Annotated in this window: 2 protein-coding genes; both read right to left on the reverse strand. The window is 68.8% G+C overall.

From position 1 onward, the window contains the following. Positions 1–41: 41 nt before the first annotated feature. A complete protein-coding gene (locus tag IEY68_RS30775; RefSeq protein ID WP_058856203.1) occupies positions 42–824 on the reverse strand; it encodes an FkbM family methyltransferase in 783 nt (260 codons plus the stop codon). Next, positions 824–25276 (reverse strand): non-ribosomal peptide synthetase, encoded by a 24453-nt coding sequence (locus IEY68_RS30780; RefSeq protein WP_063000455.1) that lies wholly within the window; start codon positions 25274–25276, stop codon positions 824–826. Before IEY68_RS30780 ends, IEY68_RS30775 begins: the two co-directional genes overlap by 1 nt. Positions 25277–25702: the final 426 nt, after the last annotated feature.

Below are 25702 nucleotides of genomic sequence, written 5' to 3' on the forward strand. Positions count from 1 at the left end.
TTGTCGTATCGCCCCGCACCGGCACGGACGCCGGATCGGGTTCACTCGCCCCTGACGGCGTACACCTCGTGCAGATCGGTACCCCGCAGACTCGGGTCCTGCCTTATCCGCGCGGACAACCCGTGGACGCCCAGCAGATCCCGGAACTGGGCCAGGCGGCCTGCGGTGTCGTGTACCTCCGCCACGACCGCGCGGATCCGCGGCCAATCCCGCTCGGCGATCCCGCGCAGCACATCCAGTTCGGCCCGCTCGACGTCGACTTCGAGCAAGCCGATATCGCCTTCCGGGCCGTGCTCGTCCAGGATCGCCGACACCGTGGTCACCTCGACATCGATCTGCTCGCCCTGGTGCAGACCTGCCGTGATGAGCGCGATCGCCTCGTCGTCCAACCCGCTGTTGCGCAGAAAGGTCCGGGTCGCCTCGTCGTCCTCTGTGCGATCGGCGTACAGCCCGGAATTCGCCGGAGCCTGCGGGTACCAGGTGAGTGGGAGAACGCCCGGCTCGGCGCCGACCGCGGTGCGGACCGGTACCGCATGCGGGACGTGGGCGGCCAGATTACGTTCCAGGCACTGAAAGGTCGCTGGGACCGGTTCGGCCGCGATCACCCGGGCCGCGGGGCAGACCTCGGCGAAGAGCATCGCGCTGAGCCCGATGTTCGCCCCGATATCGAGGGCGATATCGCCGGGCCGCAACCAGGCGGCGGCCCGGCAGTAGAAACCGGTCGCCACGCTGATCTCACCCCAGAGAAATCTCGCTTCGGCCGGGCTCGGGCAATCGACCACCCTGCCGTCGTCGAGTTTCAGCGTCTGTTGCGCATTCAGCATTACTCCACGGCCCTTTCTATTACGGCACCGACCACGGCCAGCGCTTCCGGGTGACTGAGCTCGAGGTGGCGGACATCGACCACCTGATTGTGGATTTCCCCGGTCACATAATCCCGCCACGATCTCGCGAGCGAGTCGTGGTCGGCGTGGTCCTTTCCCGCGGTGAAGAAGTGCAGGTGCCCGTCGAAGACCTCCGGCCGGTACCGGTCGGCGATCGCGCTCGCGGTTTCGAAACTCGTCATCACCCGGTCCACCTGTTCGGCACTGAACATCGCGGTACCGAGCACCTGTTCACGAATGACCGTCCAGGCTTGTTCGTGGGTACCGGCACTCACCTCGTCACCGAGATCGAACAGTTCACGCCAGCCGCCGAGCAGATCCGACATCATCTGTCCCGGCAGCCGGTCCGGCGCGGCCTCCGTCGAGGCCGGTGCGCCGGGCAGTTCCACCGCACTGTCGAGCAGCGCCAGCAACGCGACCTCGGCACCGGCCCGGCGGAGCCGGACCGCGACGGCATGCGCGATCTGCCCGCCCAGCGACCAGCCGAGCAGATGGTAGGGGCCGTCCGGCTGTACCCGGCGGATCTCGGCTGTATAGCGTTCGGCCAGTTGATCCACCGATTCCGCCGGGTCCGCACCGGCCACCACATGCGGGTCCTGCAGACCGTAGATCGGCCGGTCTTCGTGCACGTGCTCGACGAGGCCGCCGTAGAACCACGCCAGCCCGCCCGCGGGATGCACGCAGAACAGTGGCGGCTTCGAACCGCTCGCCCGCAACGGCAGCAGCACCTGCAGACCGGATCCGCCCTCGGCGGCGTCGGCGCGGCGTGCCAGAGCCGCCGGGGTGGCATCGTCGAACATCCACGGCAGGGCGATCGCGACACCGCGGGTCTTCAATTCGCGTACCACCATGGTCGCCAGCAGCGAGTTTCCGCCCAGATCGAAGAAACCGTCCGAGACCCCTACCCGCTGCACGCCCAGGACCTGTGCGTACACCTCGCTGATCGCCTTTTCGGTCCCGGTCCGCGGTGCGACGAATTCGCTCGCGGCCATATCGAAAACCGGTGCGGGCAGCGCTTTCCGATCGAGCTTGCCGTTGACCGTCAACGGCAGATCGGGCAGGACGGTGACCGTCGCGGGCACCATATAGCTCGTCAGCACCTCCGCCGCCGCGGCCCGGACCGCGGCCGGATCGATCTGCTGCCCGTCCGCTCCCACCACATAACCGATCAGCTGGGCGATTCCGTGCTCGTGCTGGTGCACGGCCGCGGCCGCCCGCACGACCGCGGGATGCCGGAGCAACGCCGATTCGACCTCGCCCAGTTCGATCCGGTAGCCGCGCAACTGGACCTGGGCGTCGGCGCGGCCGAGGTAGCGCAACTCCAATCCCCGCTCCGAGTGCTGCCACCGGCCGACGTCGCCCGAGCGGTAGAGCCTGGCCCCGTCCGGCCCGAAGGGGTCGGCCACGAACCGGCCCGCTGTCGTGCCGGGTGCACCCAGGTAGCCCCGGGAGAGCTGGCCACCGGCCACGAAGATCTCTCCGGCCACCCCGATCGGCACCGGACGCATCCGTTCGTCGAGCACGTAGACCCGCATACCGGGCAGGGGTGTACCGATTCCCACGACTTCCGATCCGGTTGTCTCGCCGAATGTCACGTGCACCGTGGTCTCGGTGATCCCGTACATATTGATCAATCGAGGTGAATCGGGTGCGTGGGCGGCGAACCAGCCGGCCAGCCGGGCGGGATCCAGCGCCTCGCCGCCGAACACGACATACCGCAGTGCGAGTTCGGGACCGCCACGACCGGAGATCCGGCGCTCCCGGTCGGCCTCGGCGAATCCGTAGAACGCCGACGGCGTCTGACTCAAGACCGTCACGCCCTCTCGGGCGACCAGATCGGCGAACGCCTCGGGTGATCTGGACACCTCGTAGTCGACCACGACCAGCCGGCCACCGGTCAGCAGCGCGCCCCACATCTCCCATACCGCGAAATCGAAGGCATAGGAGTGGAACATGGTCCACACATCGCCGGGTCCGAGATCGAAACGCGCGCGCATATTGGTGAACAGTGTGACCGCTTCGCGATGGCCGACTGTCACGCCCTTCGGGCGGCCCGTGGACCCCGAGGTGTAGATCACGTAGGCCGTATTGTCCGGCCGGGCGACCGGCAGGGCCGGGGCCGGATCCTCCGATCCACCCGCCGCACAGTCCTCCACGAGCAGGACCGGAGCCGGGAACTCGGGCACCGCCGAGACTGTCCGCGCCGATGCGAGCACGGCCGCCGGGCGGGCGTCGGCGAGGACGAATCGCAACCGCTGCTCAGGATAGGCCACATCCAGCGGCAGGTACCCGGCGCCTGTACGCACCACGGCGAGCAGGGCGACCACCAGATCGACCGAGCGGGACAGGGCCACGGCGACCAGCGATTCCGGGCCGATACCGTGCTCGGCCAGCCGGACAGCGATCCGGGTGGCGCGCCGATCCAGCTCCGCATAGGTCAGCGCCGACCCACTGCCGGTCACCGCGATCGCCTCGGGCCGGGCGGCGACCTGTTCGGCGAACAGTTGCGCGAGAGTCGTTTCGGCGATTCGGGCACTGTCCTCGCCCGCAGCGGCCAGCAGCATGTTCCGCTGCCCGGCATCGACGAGATCGATATCGCCGACGACGACCGCTTGATCCGCCGTCACCTCCTCGAGGATCCGCACATATGCCCGCGCGAAACGGTTCATCGTCTCCTCGACGAACAGATCCGTCGCGAAGGTCAGCCGGCCCACGAGCCCGCCCGGACGGCCCGCGTCGTCGAACCGCTCCGAGAGCTTCACGTTCAGATCGGCCTGCGCCTGCTCGAAGCCGTTCTCGACCGGTTCGACCGTGAGATCGGGCAGCCGGACCGCGGCCCCGCTCAGGTTCTGGACATCGAGTGTCACCTGGTACAGCGGCAGGTGTGCGGTCGATCGGGGCGGATTCAGCGCCTCCACGACCTGTTCGAACGGTACGTCCGCGTGCGCCAGCGCTGCCAGATCGGCTTCCCTGGTGTCGGCGAGCAGCTCGGCGAACGTCTGCCGGGACGCGACCCGCGACCGCAAGACCAGCGTATTGACGAACATACCGATCAGATCGTCGAGTTCACGCATCCCACGACCGGCCACGGGGGTGCCGATCGCGATATCGCCGACCCCGGACAGCCGGGCGAGCAGCACCGACAGCGCGGCGTGCAGCACCATGAAGACCGTCGCGTTCGCCGCGTGGGCCGCCGCACCGATCCGAGCGTGCAGATCGGCGGAGACCTCGAATTCGACAGCGCGCCCTCGCATCGACGCCACCGGGGGCCGTGGCCGATCCGTCGGCAGTTCGAGCAGTTCGGGCAGCCCGCCGAGGGTCTGTTTCCAGAACCGCAGTTGCCGCGACACAAGTGACTCGGGATCACGTTCGTCACCGAGTATCTCGTGCTGCCACAGGGCGTAATCGGCGTACTGGACCGGCAGCGCGGGCCACAGCGGATCGGTCCCCTGCCGGCTCGCCTCGTACGCCATCGTCACATCACGGGCGAGCGGCAGCATCGACTGCCCGTCCGCGCAGATATGGTGCACGGTGATCATCAGGACGTGGTCGCAGTCGCCGAGTTCGAACAACTCGATACGCAACGGCGGCGCCTGGGTCACATCGAAACCCGCGGAAACCGCGGCGAGAGCACGCCGCGTCAGCTGCTGTTCCGCGACCGGTATCGGGATCAGATCGGGTACGACTTCTCCGGCCGCCACCACCACCTGGTGTGGGACGCCTTCGTCCGTCGGGAACTTGGTGCGCAATGATTCGTGCCGTTCCACGACCAGCGCGCATGCCCGGCGCAGCGCCTCGATATCGAGTTCGCCTCGCAATCTGATCACCAGCGGAATGTTGTAGGCGCCCACCGACGTGTCGAACTGGTTGAGGAACCACATCCGCTGCTGGGCGGGGGACAGTGGCACCAGCGCGGGCCGGGTGCGCGCGACCAGCGGCGCCCGCTGTTCGCGGCCGAGACCGGCCAGGTTCGCGGCGAGATCGGCCACGGTCGGTGCCTCGAACAGTTCCCGGACGCCGACCCGGACGCCGGTCGCCGCGCTCAACTGCGCCGCGACCCGGGTGGCCGACAGCGAATTGCCGCCGAGGTCGAAGAAGCCGTCCGTCGCACCCACCTTCTCGATATCGAGCACGCGCTCGAATATCTCCGCCACACATTGCTCGGCATCGGTACGCGGAGCCACCCACTCACGGCGGGAACCGAACTCGGGCGCGGGCAGGGCCAGGCGGTCGAGTTTTCCGCTTGTGGTCCGCGGCAGCTCGGGCAGCAGTGTGAATGCTTCGGGCACCATATGCGCGGGCAGCCGCGTGCGCGCGGCCGTCCGCACGGCAGCGAGGTCCACCGTCGCGTCACCGGCCAGATAACCGGCCAGTCGCTTGCGGCCCCGCTCGTCGGGTCGCAGTACGACCACCGCGTGATCCACGCCGGGGCACCCGGCCAGGACGCCTTCGATCTCACCGAGCTCGATTCGCTGACCACGGATCTTGACCTGGAAATCCCGGCGTCCGAGATATTCCAGTGCGCGGTCGGGGGTCCAGCGCACGAGGTCGCCGGTGCGATACATCCGTGCTCCCGCCGCACCGAACGGATTCGCGACGAACGCAGCCGCTGTGGTCGCCGGCCGGCTCAGGTACCCGCGTGCCAGTTGCACACCCGCGAGGTACAGCTCCCCCACCACTCCGGGCGGTACCGGCCGCAGCCATGCGTCCAGGACGAGCGCCTCCACCCCGCGCAGTGGCGCGCCGATCGTCACCGCGGCACCAGGGCGCAGTGGTTCGCTCATACACGCCAGGATGGTGGTCTCGGTGGGGCCGTAACCGTTGAGCAAGCGCCGCCCCGGCGCCCACACGGCGACGGTTTCCGGCGTTACCGCCTCCCCGCCCGCAACCAGCACGCGGAGCGTTTCCAAGCCCTCCGGTGACATTGTGGCCAACACGCTGGGTGTCAGGAACGCGTGCGATACCCGTTGCGTCCGGACCAGTTCCGCCAGTTCGGGGCCCGCGAACACCTCCGGCGGCGGCAGCACCAGCACCGCGCCGCTGCTGTGCGCCAGCAGTACTTCGAGAATCAGGACATCGAACCCGGGCGCCGAACCCTGCAGTACTCGCGACCCGCTGTCGACGTCGAAGCGCCTCCGCTGCTCTGCGGCGAAATTCGCCAAGCCCTCGTGCGCGACAGCCACGCCCTTGGGCACACCGGTGGAACCCGAGGTGTAGAGCACGTACGCGGTATCCCGGATATTCAGGGCGCGCACTCGGTGCGCGTCCGCTATCCGGCCCGGCGGGTACGCATCGATGGACTCCCGTACTGCCGGGTCGTCGAGTTCCATCGTCCGTACCGAATCCGGCAGCAGCTCCCGCACGGCTCTGCTCGTGAGCGCGACCCGGATATCCGCGTGTTCGACCATGAACGCGATGCGATCGGCAGGGTTACGGATATCGACGGGCACGATCGCGGCGCCCGTTTTGGTCACCGCCCAGAGACCGACCACGAACTCGGCCGAGCGCGGCAGCGCGAGCGCCACGTGGTCGCCCGGGCCGACACCCCAGTCGATCAACTTCCGCGCCAGCTTGTCGGAACGGGCGTCCAGTTCCCGGTAGGACACAGTGCGCCCGTTCGCGATCAGCGCGGCGGCCGCGGGATCGACGGCCGCGCCGGCCGCGAGCAGTTCCGGCATCGAGCGCGATGCCTCGGCGCGACCGCCCGAGGCCTGCACCAACTCCGCACGCTCGTCGGCGGTGAGCATATCGATCGCGCCGAGCGGTATACGCGGATCGGTGGCGATGGCGCGCAGCACGATACCGAGGCGGGCAGCGAGACCGGCCGCCGTGTGGTCGTCCACACGGGCCCGCTGGTACCGCACGCGGACGTGCAGTTCATCGGTCTGGTGGGCCTGCACCAGCAGCGGATAGTGCGCGGCGTCGCGACCCTCGGCCGAGACCACCCGCATACCGTCGATATCGGTATCACCGAGTCCGCTGCTGTCGACCGGATAGGACTCGAAGACCACCAGGGTGTCGAACAGTTGCGGGGTGTGCGCGGCCGACATGATCTCGGACAGTTCGAGGTAGTGGTGATCCAGCAGCCGGGTGTTGTCCGCCTGCAGCCGATCCAGCGCGTCGGTGACGGTCCGGTCCCGCGTGATATCGACGGCCACCGGGATCGTATTGATGAACAACCCGATCATCGACTCCACACCGGCCAGATCGGCGGGCCGTCCGGAGACGGTGCTACCGAATGCCACTCGTTCGGTGCCCAGCAGATTGCCCAGCACCACCGCCCAGGAGAACTGGACGATCGTGGCCATGGTGACCGCCCGACCACGGGCGAACTCGGCCAACCGCTCGGTGGTGGCGCGATCGAGCACGAGCGGCAGATCGACGGGGATATCGGCGACCGTGGCGGTATGCGGATCGGTGATCAGCGTGGGTTCGGTGGATTCGCCCAGTGCCTCGCGCCACACCCGCACCCCGGCGTCGTGGTCGCGGCCGTCGAGCCATTCCAGATAGTCGCGATAGGACGGTGCGGGCGGCAGCAGATCGGTACGGTCGCCCACCGCGTACAAGCCGATCAGTTCCCGGCACAGCAGCGGCAGTGACCAACCGTCGAGCAGGAGGTGGTGTGCCGTCAGCACGAGCCGGAAATCTCCCGGCCCCACCGTGACCGCGAGGAAACGCAGCAGCGGCGGATCGGCGGGATCGAACACCACCGCCCGTTCGGCTTCGATCAATCGGTCCAGCTCGGTGGCATCCCCTTCGATCTCCGCGCGGCACCAGCGCAGCGCCGTCGCGGCGGGAACGACCTGGGCGGCGATACCGTCGACTGTCCGGGTGAAGGCCGCGCGCAGATTGGGATGCCGTTCGAGCAGCGCCCACGCGGCTCGTTCGAGCCGGTTCGCGTCGACCGTGCCCGCGAGTGTCAGTACCGATTGGGCGGTGTACACGTCCAGTTCGCCCGCAGCGAATTCGGCGTGGAAGAGCAGGCCCGCCTGGAGCGGCGCCAGCGACCAGACATCGGTGAGCAGACCGTAGCGGCCGGTGAAGGCATCCAGATCGGACTGGGTGACCGCGACGAGCGGAACATCGGTCGGCGAAAGACCCCAATCGTGGTCCGCCCGCGCCGCCGCGGCGATCTCGTGCACGGCATCCACCCAGTCGCCGGCGAGTTCTTCGACCTCCGCGCGGTCGAGCAATCGCGAGGCATAGCCGATATGCGCCGACAGCACCGGTCCGGCCGCGGTATCGGTGGTGTTCACATCGATCGTGACGACCGCCGCCGCGGGCATATCCGGATCGAATGCCCCGCGTTGATCGAACTCCTCACCGGTCGGAACCCACGCCAGACCCGACAGCGCGGCGATATCGACACCGGCCCGGCCGAGATTGTTGAAGCTGATCTGCGGCTCCGGCGCGGCCGCGAGCCGATCGCCGGTCACCGGATCGAGATAACGGAGCAGACCGTAACCGATCCCCTTGTCGGGGACCGACCGCAACTGGTCCTTCACCGATTTCACTACCGCGCGCATATCACCGGTATCGACTCCGGCCAGGTCGAGGGCCACCGGATAGGCGCTGGTGAACCAGCCCACGGTGCGGGAGAGATCCGCGCCCGGGGCGAGTTGCTCCTCCCGGCCGTGGCCCTCCAGCAGGATCTTCGCGCCCGGATGGGCAATACCGCGCCGTCCCCGCCAGCGAGCCAGGGCGACCGTGAGCGCCGCCAGCAACGCGTCGTCGGCATTACCCCGAGCGGCCTCGGGCACCACGTCCAGCAGGACCGAGGTCACCTCGACCGGCAGGGATACCGTGAGCTGCCGGACCGTCGCCTGGGTGTCGACCGCCGGATCCAGTGCCGTCCGGCCCAGCAACGGGTCGGCTGCTTCGCTCGACCGCTGCCACAGCTCGAATTCGCCGGCCCGGTCCGCGGCGGCCGCGGTGAGGGCGTGGGCCCATCGCCGCATGGAGGTGCCCTGCGCGGGCAGCTCCGGACCACGTCCCTCCGCGATCTGCTGCCAGGCGGTCGCGAAATCGGGGAGCAGGATGCGCCACGATACGCCGTCGACCGCCAGGTGGTGGATCACGATGAGGGCCCGCCCCTCCACCTCCACTCCCGCGACGGGCAGCAAGCAGACGACCTGCAGCATCCGGCCCGCGGCCGGATCGAGGCGGTCGGCGGCCGCGGCCAGTGCGGCTTCGGCGACGGCGGTGAACCCGTCGCCCCCTGGTGCCTCGTCCGCACGGAAGGTCCGCACGAGGATCGAATCCGCCGCGTCGACCGCACCTTCCGGCAGCACCCGCAGACAGCGTTCGTGCAGCTGGGACCGCAACATATCGTGCCGGTCGAGCAGCGCCTGCACCGTCGTGGTGATATCGGCGATATCCGCATCGCCGGGCAGACGTACCAGCATCGACTGGGCGAACCTTCCGGCCGCGCCGAGCCGCTCCCCGAACCAGGCCACGATCGGCGTGCTCGGGATATCACCGATACCGCCGCCCGGCAGTTCCGCGAGCGTCACTCGTGTCGTGGCCGCGGCGACCTGCGCCAGAGCCCGTACGGTCCGGCATTCGAAGATATCGCGCGCGCGGACGACCACTCCGGCGGCCTTCAGCCGCGCGGCGAGCTGGATGGACATGATGGAATCGCCGCCCAGCGCGAAAAACGATGTGCTCGCCCCGACCGACGCCACCCCGAGCACATCCGCGAACGCCGCGGCGATGGTGCGCTCCATATCGGTGGCCGGCGCGACGATATCGGTGTCCCGCACCGCGACAACGGGTTCCGGCAGCGCTTTCCGGTCCACCTTGCCGGTCGAGGCGAGCGGCATCCGGTCCAGCACAGTGATCGTCGCAGGCAGCATATGAGCCGGCAGTACACCCGCGAGCCCGTTCAGCACGACGCCCGGCTCGACTTCCGCGCCGGGCTCGCCGACGAGATAGGCCGCGAGCAGCGCCCGGCCGTCGGGACCGGGACGGCTGACTGTGACAGCGGTGGCGACGCCGGACTGCGCGACCAGCGCGGCATCGATCTCACCGAGTTCGATGCGCTGCCCGCGGATCTTGATCTGAAAATCGCTGCGGCCGACGTACTCCAGTGTGTGTCCGGCGGTCCAGCGCACGATATCGCCGGTCCGATACATCCGCGATCCCGGTCCGCCGTACGGATTCGCCACGAACGCACCCGCGGTCAGCGCCGGGCGGTTCAGATAGCCGCGGGCCAGGGCGCCGCCCGCCAGGTACAACTCGCCCGCCACACCGACCGGTACCGGCCGCAACCGGGCATCCAGGACGACGGCATGGGCGCCGCGGATAGGACCACCGATATCGATCGGACCGCCGGACCGCACCGGCGCGCTCATGGTGATGACGATCGTCGTCTCGGTCGGACCGTAGATATTGTGCAACTGCCGCCCGGGCGCCCAGGAGGCGACCAACTCGGCCGATACCATCTCACCGCCGACCGCCAGCACCCGCACCGATTCCAGGTCGGCGGGCGCGACCGTCGCCAGCACGCTCGGCGTCAGGAAGGCATGCGAGACCCGGTGCTTCCGGATCAGCTGGGCCAGTTCCGCACCGCCGAACACATCCGCCGGCGAGATCACCAGCGACGCCCCCGCCGCACACGCCATCAATGCCTCGAGCAGTACCGCGTCGAAAGCCGGTGCGGCCACATGCAGCACCCGCGCGGTACGGTCCACCCGATAGCGCACCCGCTGGGCGGCGGCGAAATTCGCCAGTCCTTCGTGGGTGATCACCACTCCCTTCGGCGTTCCGGTGGATCCGGAGGTGTAGATCACGTACGCCGCGTCCCCGATCCGGATGCGACGACGGACCGCGGCCGTATCGAAGAGACCGGGCTGCGTGCTGATCTCCGCGGCCGTTTCCGGATCGTCGAGTACCGACCAACCGGTACCGTCGGGCAGCGCCGCGAGTGCGTCCCGGACCGTGAGACCGAACGCGGCACCGGAGTCGGCGATCATATGGGTCATCCGCTCCCGCGGGTACCGCAGATCCACCGGAACGAAGCCTGCGCCGGTTTTGGCGATCGCCCACATGGCGATCTGGTAGTCCACCGACCGCGGAACCGCCAGCGCGATGAACATTCCAGGACCCGCGCCCCGGGACAGCAGATATCCGGCCAGCATCTCCGATCGCCGGTCGAGCTCGGCGTAGGTCAGGGTTTCGGTCTCCCCGATCAGCGCGACTTCCGCGGGATGTGCCGCGACGGCCGCGGCCAGCAGATCCGGCAGCAGGCACGGAACTTCGGCATCACCGCCGACGGCAGGTACCAGCTGTTCGGCTTCCTCCGGAGTGAGCAGATCGATATCGCCGACCATTCCGGCCGGATCGGTGGTGACCGCCTCGAGGACCCGCACGAACCGCTCTGCCAGCGCCTGCGCGGTCGGCGCGGCGAACAGATCGGTGGCGTAGACGATCTCACCCGCGATGCCCGTGTGACGGTCGCCGTCGCGCTGCTCGTTCAGCAGGACGGTGAGATCAGTTTTGGCCTGCGCGATACCGGGATCGAGCAGTTCGACGCCCACACCCGGCAGTTCGAAACGCGCCGGCTCGGTGTTCTGCAATCCGAACATCACCTGGAACAGGGGTGTGTACGCGGTCGACCGTGAGCGCTCGAGCACATCGACGAGCCTCTCGTAGGCGACGTCGGCGTGGGCGAGCGCGGCCACATCCACGCCGCGTACCTGCGCCAGCAGTTCCCGGAAGGACCGATCCTCGTGGACCCGGGTGCGCAGCACCACGGTATTGACGAACATTCCGACCAGATCGTCGAACGCCTCGTGGCCCCGGCCCGCGACCGGGGTGCCGACCGAGATGTCGTCGCTGTGCGCCGTGCGCGCGAGCAGGATCGCCAGCGCCGCGTGCAGGACCACGAAGACGGTCACGCCTTCTTCGTGCGCCAACCGCGCGACGGCGTCGTGCAGCCGGGGCGGGATGCCGAAGCGCACACTGCCACCCGCCGTGGTGACGGTGGCCGGCCGTGGGCGGTCGGTGGGCAGATCCAGCAGTTCCGGCGCATCGCCGAGAATGTTCTTCCAGTACGCGATCTGCCGGGAGGCCAGGGACTCGGGATCATCCTCGGCGCCCAGCCGCTCCTGCTGCCAGAGCGCGTAGTCGCCGTACTGCACCGACAGCGGTTGCCACTGCGGTGGTCGCTGTTGCGCACGGGCGGCGTAAGCGGTGAAGACATCGCGGGCCAGTGCGGGCACCGAGGCTCCGTCGGCCGCGATATGGTGCACCACCAGCACCAGGGCGTACTCGCCGGTTCCGGCGCGGTACAACCGGGCCCGGACGGGCGCCGATACCGCGACATCGAAGCCCGTCTCGGCCACTCGGCGGATACGCTCCGCCAGTTCGGCGGCATCGGCGACCTCCTCGGCGTCCGGCAGCAGCTCGGCCGGATCGGCCGGAGCGTCCAGGACGACCTGGCACGGCTCACCGTCTACCGCGGGGTACACGGTCCGCAGCGGTTCGTGCCGGACGGACACGTCCAGGAACGCCGCGCGCAGCGCGTCGATATCCAGCGAACCGGTCAGCCGGGCCGCGAAACAGATGTTGTAGGCGGCGGATTCGGTGTCGTACTGGTTGAGGAACCACATCCGCCGCTGCGCCGCCGCCAGCGGGACGGTCGCCGGACGCTCGCGCGCCGTGGGCACCGCGGCGGCACCGCGGTGGCGGGTGGCGAGTCGTTCGGCCAGTCCGGCGATCGTCGGCTCGTCGAAGATATCCCGGATACCGACCTCGATGCCCAGCGCCGCCTCGGCACGAGCGGCGATCCGGGCCGCCGAGAGCGAGTTGACTCCGATCTCGAACAGATCGGCGGCCACACTCACCCGGTCGGATCCCGTGAGATCGGCGACGATACGCGCCAGCGCGGTCTCCCGGGCGGTGCGCGGGGCCACGAATTCGGCACCGTCCTCGAACACCGGCCGCGGCAGCGCCGAACGGTCGAGTTTGCCGTTGGCGGTGAGCGGAACAGCGTCGAGCACCTCGACGGCCGCCGGTACCAGATACCCCGGCAGTGTCCGGGCGATCCGGTCGCGGAGCTCACGCCCGGTGGCCACCGCGCCCGGTACGAGTGTCACGTAACCGGCGATCCGTTCGGCCGTCGCGACGACAACCGCCCAGGTGACCTCCGGCAGCGCACACAAGGCGGCCTCGATATCACCCGGTTCGACCCGCTGCCCGCGGACCTTGACCTGGAAATCGCCCCGGCCCGCGAACTCCATATCGCCGGACCTCGTCCAGCGGACGAGATCGCCGGTGCGGTACAGCCGCTCGCCCGGTGCGCCGAACGGGTGCGCCACGAACGCGGCGCAGGTGAGGTCGGGCCGCCCGTGGTAACCGCGGGCGGTCTGAACACCCGCGACGTACAGTTCGCCGACCACACCCAGCGGAACGGGTTGCAGCCGGGAATCCAGCACGTAGACCCGCATACCGGCGACCGGCCGCCCGATCGCGACGGTGGCGCCGGCGGATGCCCCGGGCAAGCACCGGTGTGCGGTGACTACCTCGGCTTCGGCCGGTCCGTACCAGTTCACGATCTCGGCGGAACCGAACACCCGCGCCGCGTGATCGGCGGTGCGCTGCGCCAGCGCCTCACCGGCGGCGAACACCCGCCGGACCGAAGGCATCGGGCTACCGCTGGTGTCGAGCAGGACATCGAGCATCGACGGTACGAAGTGCACCGTGGTGATCCGGTGCTCGGCGACGACCTTCGCCAGGTACGCCGGGTCCCGGTGACCGTCCGGTTCGGCGACCACGATCCGCGCGCCGGTCTGCAGCGGCCAGAACAGCTCCCATACCGCGATATCGAAGGTGACGGGTGTCTTGTACAGGACCGCGTCCGACCCGTCGTGTGGCCATTCCCGCTGTGCCCAGGCCAGCTGGGCGACCGTCGCGGCGTGGGTGAGCGCGACCCCTTTGGGGGTGCCGGTGGAACCCGAGGTGAACAACACATAGGCCGCGTTGTCCGGCCGCAGCGGCGCATTCCGGTCCGCGTCGGTGACCGGCGCGGCGTCGTAGCCGCTGAGGTCGATCCGGTCGATCCGCTCGATCTCGTATTCGGGCGGCAGCTCCTCGGCGTCCGCGGTCGTGCTGAGTATCAGTATCGGGCGGGCAGCGTCGAGCACCCGCGCGATCCGGGCGCCCGGATGCTCCGGATCGAGCGGCAGGAACGCCGCACCGGACTTCACCACCGCGTAGAGCGCGGTGACCAGTTCGATGGAGCGCCGGACTGCCACCGCCACCACGGTTTCCGGTCCGGCTCCGCGCGCGGTCAGCCGGCGGGCGAGCCGGTTGACGCGGCTGTCGAATTCCCGGTAGGTGAGCACCTCACCGTCCGGGCCACGCAGCGCCGGCGCGGCCGGGGTCCGCGCGACCTGGTCGTCGAAGAGGTCTACCAGTGTCCGGCCGGTGACCACGGGGCCGCCGGTGGCGTTCCACTGGTCCAGGAGTACCGATCGATCCGCGATATCGAGGAGTTCGACTCCCGCGACCACCGAATCGATATCGGTCGCGGCCGTGTCGAGTACGCGCACGAACTGCGCGGCGAACCGCCGGACGGTGTCCTCGTCGAACAGATCGGTGGCATAGGTGAGGCGCAGCGTCATACCGACCGGCTCGTTGTGGTCGCCGTACCCCTCCGACATCATCAACAGCAGGTCGTAGATGGCGGCGTCGTCACCGGGATCGATGTTCTGCACGATGAGTTCCGGCAGTTCGATCCGGGCCCGGTCCATGTTCTGGTAGGCGAGCATCACCTGGAACAGCGGTGTATGCGCGGTCGATCGCACCGGATTCAGTGCTTCCACCAGTTGTTCGAACGGAACACCTGCGTGATCGAAGGCCTCGATATCGGCGCGCCGTACCTGGTCCAGCAGTTCCCGAAAGGTCTGGTCCGGGGTGATCCGGGTACGCATCACCAGCGTGTTCACGAACATGCCGACGAGGTCGTCGAGCGACCGGTGCCCACGGCCCGCGTGCGGCACACCGATGGTGATGTCGTCTCCCCCGGACAGACGGGACAGCAGTACCGCCAGCGCCGCGTGCGCGACCATGAAGGTGGTCGCCCCGGCGCGGCGCGCCAGGGTTCGCACCCGCTGGTGCACGTCGGCGGGAATCGTGATCTGCACGAACGCACCGCGCTGGGTGCGCCGCAGCGGCCGCGGACGGTCGGCCGGCAGCTCCAGCAGATCCGGGATACCCGCGAGCCGCGTACGCCAGTAGTCGATATCGCGGGCGCCGCGCGAATGCGGGTCGTCCGCCGAACCGAGCACCTCGCGCTGCCAGAGCGCGAAATCGGCGAATTGCACCGGCAGCGGCGCCCACTCCGGTCGGCCCCCCAGGGAACGCGCCCGGTAGGCGGTCACCAGGTCGGTGGCCAGTGGCGCGACCGAGAAACCGTCGCAACTGATGTGGTGCGCGGCCAGCGCGAGAACCCAGGACTCCTCGGAGAGCTGGAAGAGCCCGGCCCGCAGCGGCACACCTTTCGCCACATCGAAGCCGATACCGAAGAAATCCGACAACCGGCGCGGGAGTTCTCCCTCGGCGATAGGTTCGGGTACGAGATCCTCGCGCGCGGTGACCTCGTGGGCCGGCAGTACGACCTGGGCGGGGACACCGTCGACGGCCGGGTACACGGTGCGCAGGCTCTCGTGGCGCTCGACCACATCGGCGACAGCCGTGGTGAGCGCACCGAGATCGAGTACGCCGTCGAGCCGGATGGCCAGTGGGACGATATATCCGGTGGCGCCCGGATCGAACTGGTTGAGGAACCACATCCGTGACTGCGCGAGCGAGAGCGGCACCCGTTCGGGGCGCGGGCCCGGCGTGGGCGCCGGCAGACTCGGTACGGCGCGCAACCGGGTGATGCGCTCGGCGAGGTCGGCGACAGTGGGCGCCTCGAAGATCACCCGCACCGCGATGGTGACATCGAGGATGTCACCGATACGGCTCAGCGCGCGCGTCGCGAGCAGCGAATTGCCGCCCAGTGCGAAGAAATCGTCCGGTGCGCCGATATCCGGCAGTTCGAGCAGCTCACCGAAGACATTCGCCACCGTCTGCTCGACCAGTCCCCGCGGTTCCCGATGCTCGGCCGGGCGCGTACTCGGATCCGGTGCCGGCAACGCCCGATAGTCGACCTTGCCGTTGGCGGTGAGCGGTATCGAGTCGATCCGGACCAGCGCGGACGGAACCATATACGCGGGCAGCCGTTCCGACAGCGATGCGCGGATCTCCCGGCTGTCCCAGGTCGGCGCCGCGACCACGTGGGCGACCAGCCGCTGTTCACCGTGATCGATGAGCACCTGTGCCACCGCGGCCGCCACCCCGTCGTGCGCCACCAAGGCGGCCTCGACATCACCGAGTTCGATCCGCAGACCACGCAGTTTCACCTGGGTGTCGGCGCGACCCATATAGCGCAGATCGCCCGTGGCGTCCCAGCGCACCAGATCGCCGGTGCGGTACAGCCGGGTACCGGCGGCCCCCAGCGGATCGGCGACGAAAGCGGCCGCGGTCAGCGCCGGATGCTCGTGATACCCGCGGGCGAGCTGGACGCCACCGAGATACAGCTCACCGGTGACACCGTCCGGTACCGGATGCAGCCGGGCGTCCAGTACCCGGACCACGATATTCGCCTCGGGCACACCGATCGGCACGGCGGTGCCGGTCACCGTCTCGACACGATGGGAGGTGACACTGACCGCGGCCTCGGTCGGCCCGTACAGGTTGTCGATCCGGGCCGCACTGAACTCTGTGAACCGCCGGACGGTATCCGCCGGCAGCGCCTCACCGATGCACAGGACGCGCCGCAGCTCCGGGAACTCGTAGCCGTCGGTGGTGGCCAGGAACGCGGCGAGCAGCGATGGTACGAAATCGATCGTCGTGACCCCGTATCCGGCCATCGACCGCGCCAGCGCCCTGGTGTCGCGGTGCGCGTCGGCGTCGGCCACCACCAACGCCGCACCGCATACCGCCGCGGAGAACAGTTCCCATACCGACAGGTCGAAGGTCACCGGGGTGCGCCAGATCATCACATCGGAACCGTCGAGTCCGTAGTGATCCCGCATCCAGCGAAGCTGGTTCACCACCGCGTGGTGCGCGACGGCCACGCCCTTGGGCACACCGGTCGAGCCGGAGGTGTAGATGACGTAGGCCAGATCGCCGGGGTCCAGCGGGCGGCTCCGGTCGGCATCGGTGACCGGAGCCGAATCGGTGTGCTGGGCGAGCAGTTCCGCGACGGGCCACACCGGCACGCCGGGTGGCAGGTCCACTTCGTCGCCGGGCCGGGTGAGCACGGCGATCGGCCGGGCGGTCGTCAGCACCGAGCGGAGCCGTTCGGCCGGATGCTCCGGGTCCAGGGGCAGGTACGCGGCGCCGGCGGCGTGGATCGCGTACAGGGTGGTCAACAGGTCGACGCAGCGGTGCATCGCGACGCCGACCACCGTGCCCGGACCGGCGCCGCGGCCGATGAGCGCCCGGGCCAGGCGGTTCACCCGCGCCCCGAACTCCCGGTAGTCCAGCCGGGCACCCGATTCCGCGTCGACGACAGCCGTGTTCCGCGGGGTTTCCAGCGTCTGCGCGGCGAACAGATCCGCGAGGGTGGCGGCCGGCGCGGGCGCGATCACCCCGTGCGACCGCTCGGCCAGTGCCCGCCGCTCGGTCTCGGTCAGCAGATCGATATCACCGATCGGCCCGGTGGGATCGCTGACGACCGCGCGGAGCAACAGCTGGTAACGGTCGAAGATCGACTGTATCGACGATTCGTCGAACAGATCGGTGGCGTAACCGAATTCGACGGCGATACCGCCGGATCCACCGTCGGTGGACAGTGTGTCCACGAGATTCAGGTGCAGATCGTATTTGGCCACACTCGGATCGATCATCCGAGATGTCACCGTCAGCCCGTCGAACCGCACGGTCGGGATCTCGATGTTCTGGAACGAGAACCCCACCTGTGTCAGTGGCGCGTGTGCCGTCGAACGAGGTGGATTGAGCACCTCGACGAGTCGCTCGAACGGGATATCGGCATTCTCGAAGGCCCCGAGATCGGTGGCGCGGACCTGATCGAGGATATCGGCGAACGACGCACCCGGTACGACCCGGGTGCGCAGCACCAGTGTGTTGACGAACATACCGACGAGGCCGTCGAGGCCGGGCTCGCCCCGGCCCGCGATGGGCGTACCGACGGCGATATCGCCGGTTCCCGACAGCCGGGCCAGCAGCGTGGCGTAGACGGCGTGCATCACCATGAACACGGTCGTGTCGTGCCGGCGGGCCAGTGCGACGACCTCACGATGGAGATCGGCGGCCAGCGTGGTCGATACCGTCGCACCGCGGAAACTCTGCTGCGCCGGGCGGGGCCGGTCGGTCGGGAGGTCGAGCACCTCGGGCAGATCGGCGAGCGCCGAGCGCCAGTAGCCGGTCTGCGCGACCGTCGGGCTGTCCGGATCGTCCTCGCTACCCAGCAGTTTCCGTTGCCACAATGTGTAATCGGCGTACTGCACGGGCAGCGGAGCCCACTGCGGCTCCTGGTTTCGCGACCGGGCCCGGTAGGCGGTCATCAGATCCGCGGCCAGCGGGGCGAGCGACGAGCCGTCGAAGCTGATGTGGTGGACGACCAGCACCAGGGTGTGCTCGTCGGGTGCGGTGCGCAGCAGCGTGATCCGGAACGGGACCTCGCGGGTCACGTCGAAGCCGGTCGCGGTCTCCGCGGCGATGCGGTCCTCGACCTCGCCGGGCGTCACCGGGACCGGCACCAGCGGCGCCCGGGCACCCGCCACCGGCATGATCACCTGATGTGGTCCGCTGTCGCTGTCCGGATAGCGCGTGCGCAGTGATTCGTGCCGGTCGAGGACATCGGCGATCGTGGCCTGCATGGCCGCCACATCGAGGGCGCCCGACAGCTGCATCACCAGCGGAATGTTGTACAGCGGTGAGGTGGTGTCGAACTGGTTGAGGAACCACATGCGGGCTTGCGCCGGCGACAGCGGGATCCGCTCGGGGCGCGCCTGCGGTACCAATGGCTGCCGCTCGCCGGGGCGGCTCGCGCGCAGCCGATCGGCCAGCGCCGCGACGGTCGGTGCGTCGAAGATCGTGCGCAGCGCGATATCGACACCGAACGCGGCGCCCAACTGCCCGGCGGCGCGGGTAGCCGACAGCGAGTTGCCGCCCAGTTCGAAGAAACTGTCGAAGGCCCCCATGCGCTCGACCCCCAGCACCGCTGCGCACACCTCGGCGACGGTCTGCTCGACGGTATCGCGCGGGGCGACGTATTCCGTCAAGGTCGTGCCGAACACCGGTTCGGGCAGCGCGGCGCGGTCGATCTTGCCCACCGGCGACAACGGCAGCGAATCGAGCACCAGCACCGCCTCCGGAACCATATGCGCCGGCAACCGCTGCGCGGCATACGCGAGCAGCTCCGCCGGATCGATATCGCTGTCCGTGGGCACCAGGTAGGCGGCCAGCCGCGCACCGTGCGCACCGGCGACGCCCATCACGTGCGCGACCGCCACCGCGGGATGCGCGGCGAGCACGGCTTCGATCTCGCCGAGTTCGATGCGCTGACCGCGGATCTTCACCTGGAAATCGGTGCGGCCGAGGTATTCCAGCGTCCCGTCGGATGTCCAGCGCGCCAGGTCCCCGGTGCGGTACATCCGGGTCCCGGGCGGACCATAGGGTGCGGCCACGAACGCGGCCGCCGTGGCGGCCGGCCGTTTCAGATAGCCGCGGGCCAGCTGGACACCGGAGATGAAGAGCTGCCCGGCCACCCCGACCGGAACCGGCCGCAATTCCGAATCCAGTACCACGGCTTCGACACCGCGGATCGGCCCGCCGATCGTGACACGGTCGCCCACCGACAACGGATCGCTGATCGCGACCATGATCGTGGTCTCGGTCGGGCCGTATCCGTTGAACAGTTCGCGGCCGGGCGCCCACAGTGCGACCGTCTCCGCGGGTACCGCCTCGCCGCCGGCCACCAGCACCCGCAGCGTCGGCAGATCCGCCGGAGACATGGTGGACAGCACGGTCGGCGTCACGAATGCGTGCGAGACCCGCTGCACCCGGATCAGTTCCGCCAGTTCGGCACCGGCGAAGACATCCGGTGGCGAGACGACAAGAGCTGCGCCGTTCGCATGCGCCATCAGCAATTCCAGTACGACCGCGTCGAAACCGGGTGCCGCCAGCTGCAATACCCGTGACGACGGCCGCACCTGGTAACGGTCCCGCTGTTCGGCCGCGAAATTCGCCATACCCTCATGGGTCACCGCTACGCCCTTGGGCATCCCGGTGGACCCGGAGGTGTACAGCACGTAGGCCGTATCCGCATACCGTGCGGGCCGCACCCGGTCTGCGTCGGTCACTCGCGCCGCCGATCGGGAGCCGATCGTGGCCGCGGTCTCCGGATCGTCGAGTACCAGTTGCGGAATCGACGCCGGTATCAGTTCCCGCGACGCCGCGACCGTTACCGCGACCCGCGCCGCGGCGTCGTCGAGCATCAGCGCGACCCGCTCGGCCGGATTCCGGGGATCCACCGGAACGAAGGCCGCGCCGGTCCCGGTCACCGCCCGGACAGCCGCCACGAACTCGACCGACCGCCCCATCACCAGAGCGATATGATCACCCGGGCCCATCCCGCGGGCGATGAGATCGCGCGCGATCCGATTGGACCACGCGTCCAGTTCCCCATAGGTGACCGTTCGCTCACCCGAGATCACGGCCACCGCATCGTTGTCCGATACCGACAACACATCGGCCAGGATCCGCGGCGCCTCCGCCGGAGCCCCCGACGCGGGTACCAGACCGGCTCGTTCGGCCGCCGACAAGATATCCACACCGCCCACCCGGATATGCGGATCCGCCACGACCGCGTCGAGCACCCGGTTCAATCGGGCGGCCAGTTCCTCGACCGTGCCCCGGTCGAAGAGATCGGTCGCGTAATCGAGGCGCAGGGCGACATCACCGCCACCGGAGGTGTTCTCCGCGACGGTGACGATGAGATCGGCCTTCGCCGGCTGCGCACCCGGATCCAGGATCTCCACCGTGAGCCCGGGGAGTTCGAGGCTCGGGCGGTCCATATTCTCGAAGGCCAGGTAGATCTGGCACAGCGCCGGGTGCGCGCTCGACAGTCGCGGCTCGACCTCGTCCACGACCCGTTCGTAGGGCAGATCGCTGTTGGCGAAACCGTCCACATCGATATCGCGGACCCGCGCCAGGAAGGCGGCGAACGATTCCTCCGGGCGGATCTCGGTACGCAACGGCACCGTATTCACGAACATCCCGACCAGTGGTGCCAGCGCCTGTTCGCCACGGCCGGCCACCGCGGTGCCGATCGTGATGTCGTGGGAGCCCGAGAGCCGGGCGAGCAGTACGGCCAGCGCGGCGTGCACCACCATGAAGGTGGTGACGTTGTGGGACCGGGCCAGTCCCTCGACCCCACCGAATACCGTGGCCGGAATCGCAGTCTCGGCGCGGTCACCGCGCATCGACCGCTGGGCCGGGCGAGCCCGGTCGGCGGGCAGTTCCAGCACCGGCGGTTTACCTGCCAATCGAACTGTCCAGTAGCTCAGCTGGCGTGCCGCCGGCGATTCGGGGTCGGTCTCCGCGCCGAGCAGATCGTGGTGCCAGAGGCTGTAGTCGCCGTACTGCACGCGCAACGGCTGCCAGTCCGGTGTCTTGCCCTGGACCCTGGCCTCGTAGGCGGTCGCGAGATCGCCGGCCAGTGGCCGCAGCGATGATCCGTCACAGCAGATGTGGTGCAGAACGACGGCCAGGATATGGCGGCGGCGATCCGCGGATGCCAGCAGGGCACTGCGCAGCGGCGGGCGCACGGTCACATCGAATCCCTGTGCCGCCAGGTCACCGATCCGGTACTCGATATCGTCGGTGTCGGCGGTCTCGGGTGTCAGATCGAGACCGGCGACCACGTCCTCGGCCGGCAGCACGACCTGGACGCCGGATCCCTCGACGGCCGGGAACACGGTGCGCAGTGCTTCGTGCCGTTCCAGCACATCGAGCAGAGCGGTCCGCAACGCGGTGGCGTCGAGCTGTCCGGACAGCTCCAGCACCAGCGGGATGTTGTATGCCGCCGAGGCCGGGTCGACCTGGTTGATCAGCCATATGCGGTTCTGCGCGGGCGCCAGCGGGACGGGCTCGTCGCCCCGTGACCGGGGCCGCAGGATGGGACGGCCCGGTCGGCGCTCGGCCGTGATATGCGCCGCGAGTTCGGCGACGGTCGGTTTGCCGAACAGGTCGCGCACCGAAACATCACAGCGGGTCAGTTCGCCGATCCGCACGGCGGCGCTCGTCGCGGTGAGCGAATTACCGCCGAGGTCGAAGAATCGATCGAGTACGCCTACTCGCTCGATACCGAGGACATCGCCGAAGACATCGGCGATCATCTCCTCGACCACCGTGCTCGGCGCGACGTAGGCGGCTGCCGAATCGAACACCGGCTCGGGCAACGATCGGTAGTCGATCTTGCCGTTGACGGTCAGCGGCAGTTCGGCCAGCACGACGATGCTCGCGGGCACCATGTATTCCGGCAGCATTTCGGCCACATGAGCGCGCAGTGCGTCGGCGCCGCAGTCCGTATCCCCGGCAGGCACCACATAGGCGACCAGACGGGCGGCCTCGGTACCGGGCCGATGCACGATCACGACCGCCGTCGACACCGTATCGTCGGTCAGCAGGGCGTTGCGGATCTCGTCGAGCTCGATCCGGAACCCGCGCAACTGGACCTGCTGATCGGCGCGGCCCCGGTATTCCAGTTCGCCCCGGTGATTCCACCGCGCGACATCTCCACTGCGATACAGCCGGGCCCCCGGCGCACCGAACGGGTCGGCGACGAAACGCGCCGAGCTCAGCGCCCGGCGGCCGAGGTATCCGCGGGACAGCTGTGCGCCCGAGACATAGATCTCGCCCCAGGCGCCCAGCGGTGCCGGTCGCAACCGCTCGTCCAGCACGTAGGTCCGCAGACCCGGCAGCGCCGTTCCGATCGCACTCGCCGCGCCCGGCACAGCGTGCTGCGGGGTCAGCGGCAGGTAGGTCACGAACACCGTGGTCTCGGTGATCCCGTAGCTGTTGGCCAGTACGGGAACTCGCGAATCGTGTTCGTACCAGGGGGCCAGGCCCGCCGGGTCGAGGCGTTCCCCGGACAGGATCACCGTCCGCAGCGCCGGCGCCCCCTCGGGCTCGCCGTCCGCAGCGTATCGCTCCCGCGCGGCCGTGAACTGCTGGAAAGCCGACGGGGTCTGGTTGAAGACGGTCACCTTCTCACGCGCCACCAGCCGTACGACATCATCGGGTGACCGCGTGGTCTCGATATCCACGACGACGACACGGCCGCCGGAGACCAGCGGACCGAAGATCTCCCACACCGAATAGTCGAAGGCGAAGGAGTGGAACAGTGTCCACACATCGTCGGGCCGGATGCCGATCTCGGCGCAGGCGTTGGTCAGATAGGACGCCACCGCGCGATGACCGATCGGCACACCCTTGGGGCGACCTGTCGACCCCGAGGTGTAGATGACATAGGCGGTGTTGTCCGGGCGCAGCGGGCGGAGACGTTCGGCGTCGGTGACCGGCGCGCAGCCGGTATCCGCGGTGCGGAGGTCGTCGAACGCGACGGTCCGGCCCGGATCACCCGGAAACCCCTCACACAGCGCACGGTTCGTCACCACGAGGACCGGATCGGCGTCGGTGAGTACGTATTCGAGCCGGTCGGCGGGGTGGGTGATATCCAGCGGCAGGTACCCGGCGCCCGATTTCAGCACCGCCAGCGTGGTGACGATCAGATCGGCGTCCCGTGGCATCGCCACGGCCACCAGTGATTCGGGTGCCGCACCGCGTGCGATGAGCGCGCGGGCGAGTCGGTTGGAACGTTCGTCCAGTTCCCGGTAGGTCAGGGCGGTCGAGCCGAAGGTGACCGCCACCGCGTCCGGGTTCGCCGCGGCCCGGCGGGCGAGCAGATCGACGAGCGTCGTATCGGCGATCACCCCGTCCCGGCCCGCGAGTTCCCCGACGATGCGCCGCTCTTCCGCGGAATCGACCAGGGGGATATCGGTGACGGGAGTGTCGAGCGGCGACTCCAGCAGCCGCTGCAGGAATTCGACGAACCGCGTGGTGTGCTGTTCGAGTTCTTCCGGACTGTACAGATTGGTATTGCCGTGCAATTCGAGGAGCAAGGGCCCGTCGGCACCGGGACGATAGAGGTTCAGCTGCATATCGTCCAGGGCGCCGGAGGTGAGCGCGCGATAGCGGCCGAATGCGGAGCCGAGGCGGATCTCGGTATCGAAGAAGAGGATGTTCACGACCGGACCGAACGAATTGGCCCCTGTCTCGGCGATATTCGAATCGCGGCGCAGATCTTCGAATCGATAGAGCTGATGCCGGATCGCGGAGACGAGCTCGGTAACCGATGCGCCGATCAGTTCCGCCACCGTGGTCTCCGGAGTCACGGTGAAACGGATCGGCACCATATTCGCCAACATCGCGGCGGCGTGCCGCAGCCGCCGGGTCACCCGGCCGCTCACCGGCATCGACAGCACCACATCGTCGGAGCCGGTCATCCGGGCCAGGAACGCGGAGAACGCGGCGACGACCACTTGTGCGGGCGAGGCGTGCAGATTCCCCGCGAACCGGTCGAGCATCTCGGAGAGCTGGTCGGGAAGCCTGCGACCGGCCACATGGTCGTTATCGCTCCAGCGCGCCGCCCGCCCCGACAGACTGACCGGACTCGGCAGGTCGGCGACCTTCGCACGCCAGTACGCGCGGTCGGTCTCGAAGCGCGGGCTCTCGTGGTACGCGCGGTCGGCCTCGGCGATAGCACGCAGGTCCGCCGCCACCAAGGGCGGCGGCTGTCTACCCTCGAGGATGGCGTTGTAGTGCTCGATCATCCGGCTTATGACGTTGAAGGCGCCGTATCCGTCGATGATGAGATGGTGGGCGCGCGCGTACCACAGGTACCGGTCCTCGCCGATGCGAATGAGTTTGGTGACGGCCAGCCGGTCACGGCTGAGATCGACGGCCCTGGTACTGCAATCCCGGCGCATCCACGCCATGCCCGCTTCGTACGGATCGTCGGCATCGGACAGATCCAGCAGAGGTTCGGCGTAGATGATACTGCGGTCCACGAATTGGTAAGGGCGGCCGTCGCATTCGACGACCCGCACAACCAGCGATTCAGTTTCCCGCCCAACGATGTTCACCGCTTCGGTGAGCAGCTCGACGTCGACCTCGCCCTCGATTTCGACGTAGTGTGCGATATTGACGTTGGGCCTGCCCGGGAGATTATCGGCCAGCCACATGCTGTACTGCGCCCGCGACAACGGTATGAGTTCCAGATCGTGGTCGACGGGTGCGGCTGACCTCAAATTCATCCTCTAACCTCTCGCTCAGACTCGGAGGCACCGGAGCACAGCAGAAAGATCCCCTTGCGCATGCTCGAAATTGCCTGTGTACGACTTCGTCAACGTCGAAGCGGTGTCCACGCCCCTGCCACGGAACACCTTTAAGAGCAAACAGCTATCAGACCGTGCGCCGCACAGTTTATGCATACTCTCCGCGCGGCCCGCAACCGGATGCGGCGTTTCGCCTTTTGGCACGCCGCCCCCGCCCGGACCTGCGCCGCGGGCGCCGGTTCGACCTCGGGCGCAACGGAAACGGGCCGGGGACGACGGCCACCCAACCCGCGAGCCGGCCTCGGCCGAACAGCCCGGATCGGCGGCTCGCCCGGATATCGAACAACGCATACCCGGAACGCTCGGCTCCTTATCGAGGTCCAGTCGTAGACATGTGGCTCTGTA

The organism is Nocardia jinanensis, assembly GCF_014645735.1.
Classification (GTDB): domain Bacteria; phylum Actinomycetota; class Actinomycetes; order Mycobacteriales; family Mycobacteriaceae; genus Nocardia; species Nocardia jinanensis.

Coding starts and splice junctions, on each gene's coding strand:
- IEY68_RS30780 (WP_063000455.1), bottom strand. CDS start 25,276: ATGAATTTGAGGTCAGCCGCACCCGTCGACCACGATCTGGAACTCATA.
- IEY68_RS30775 (WP_058856203.1), bottom strand. CDS start 824: ATGCTGAATGCGCAACAGACGCTGAAACTCGACGACGGCAGGGTGGTC.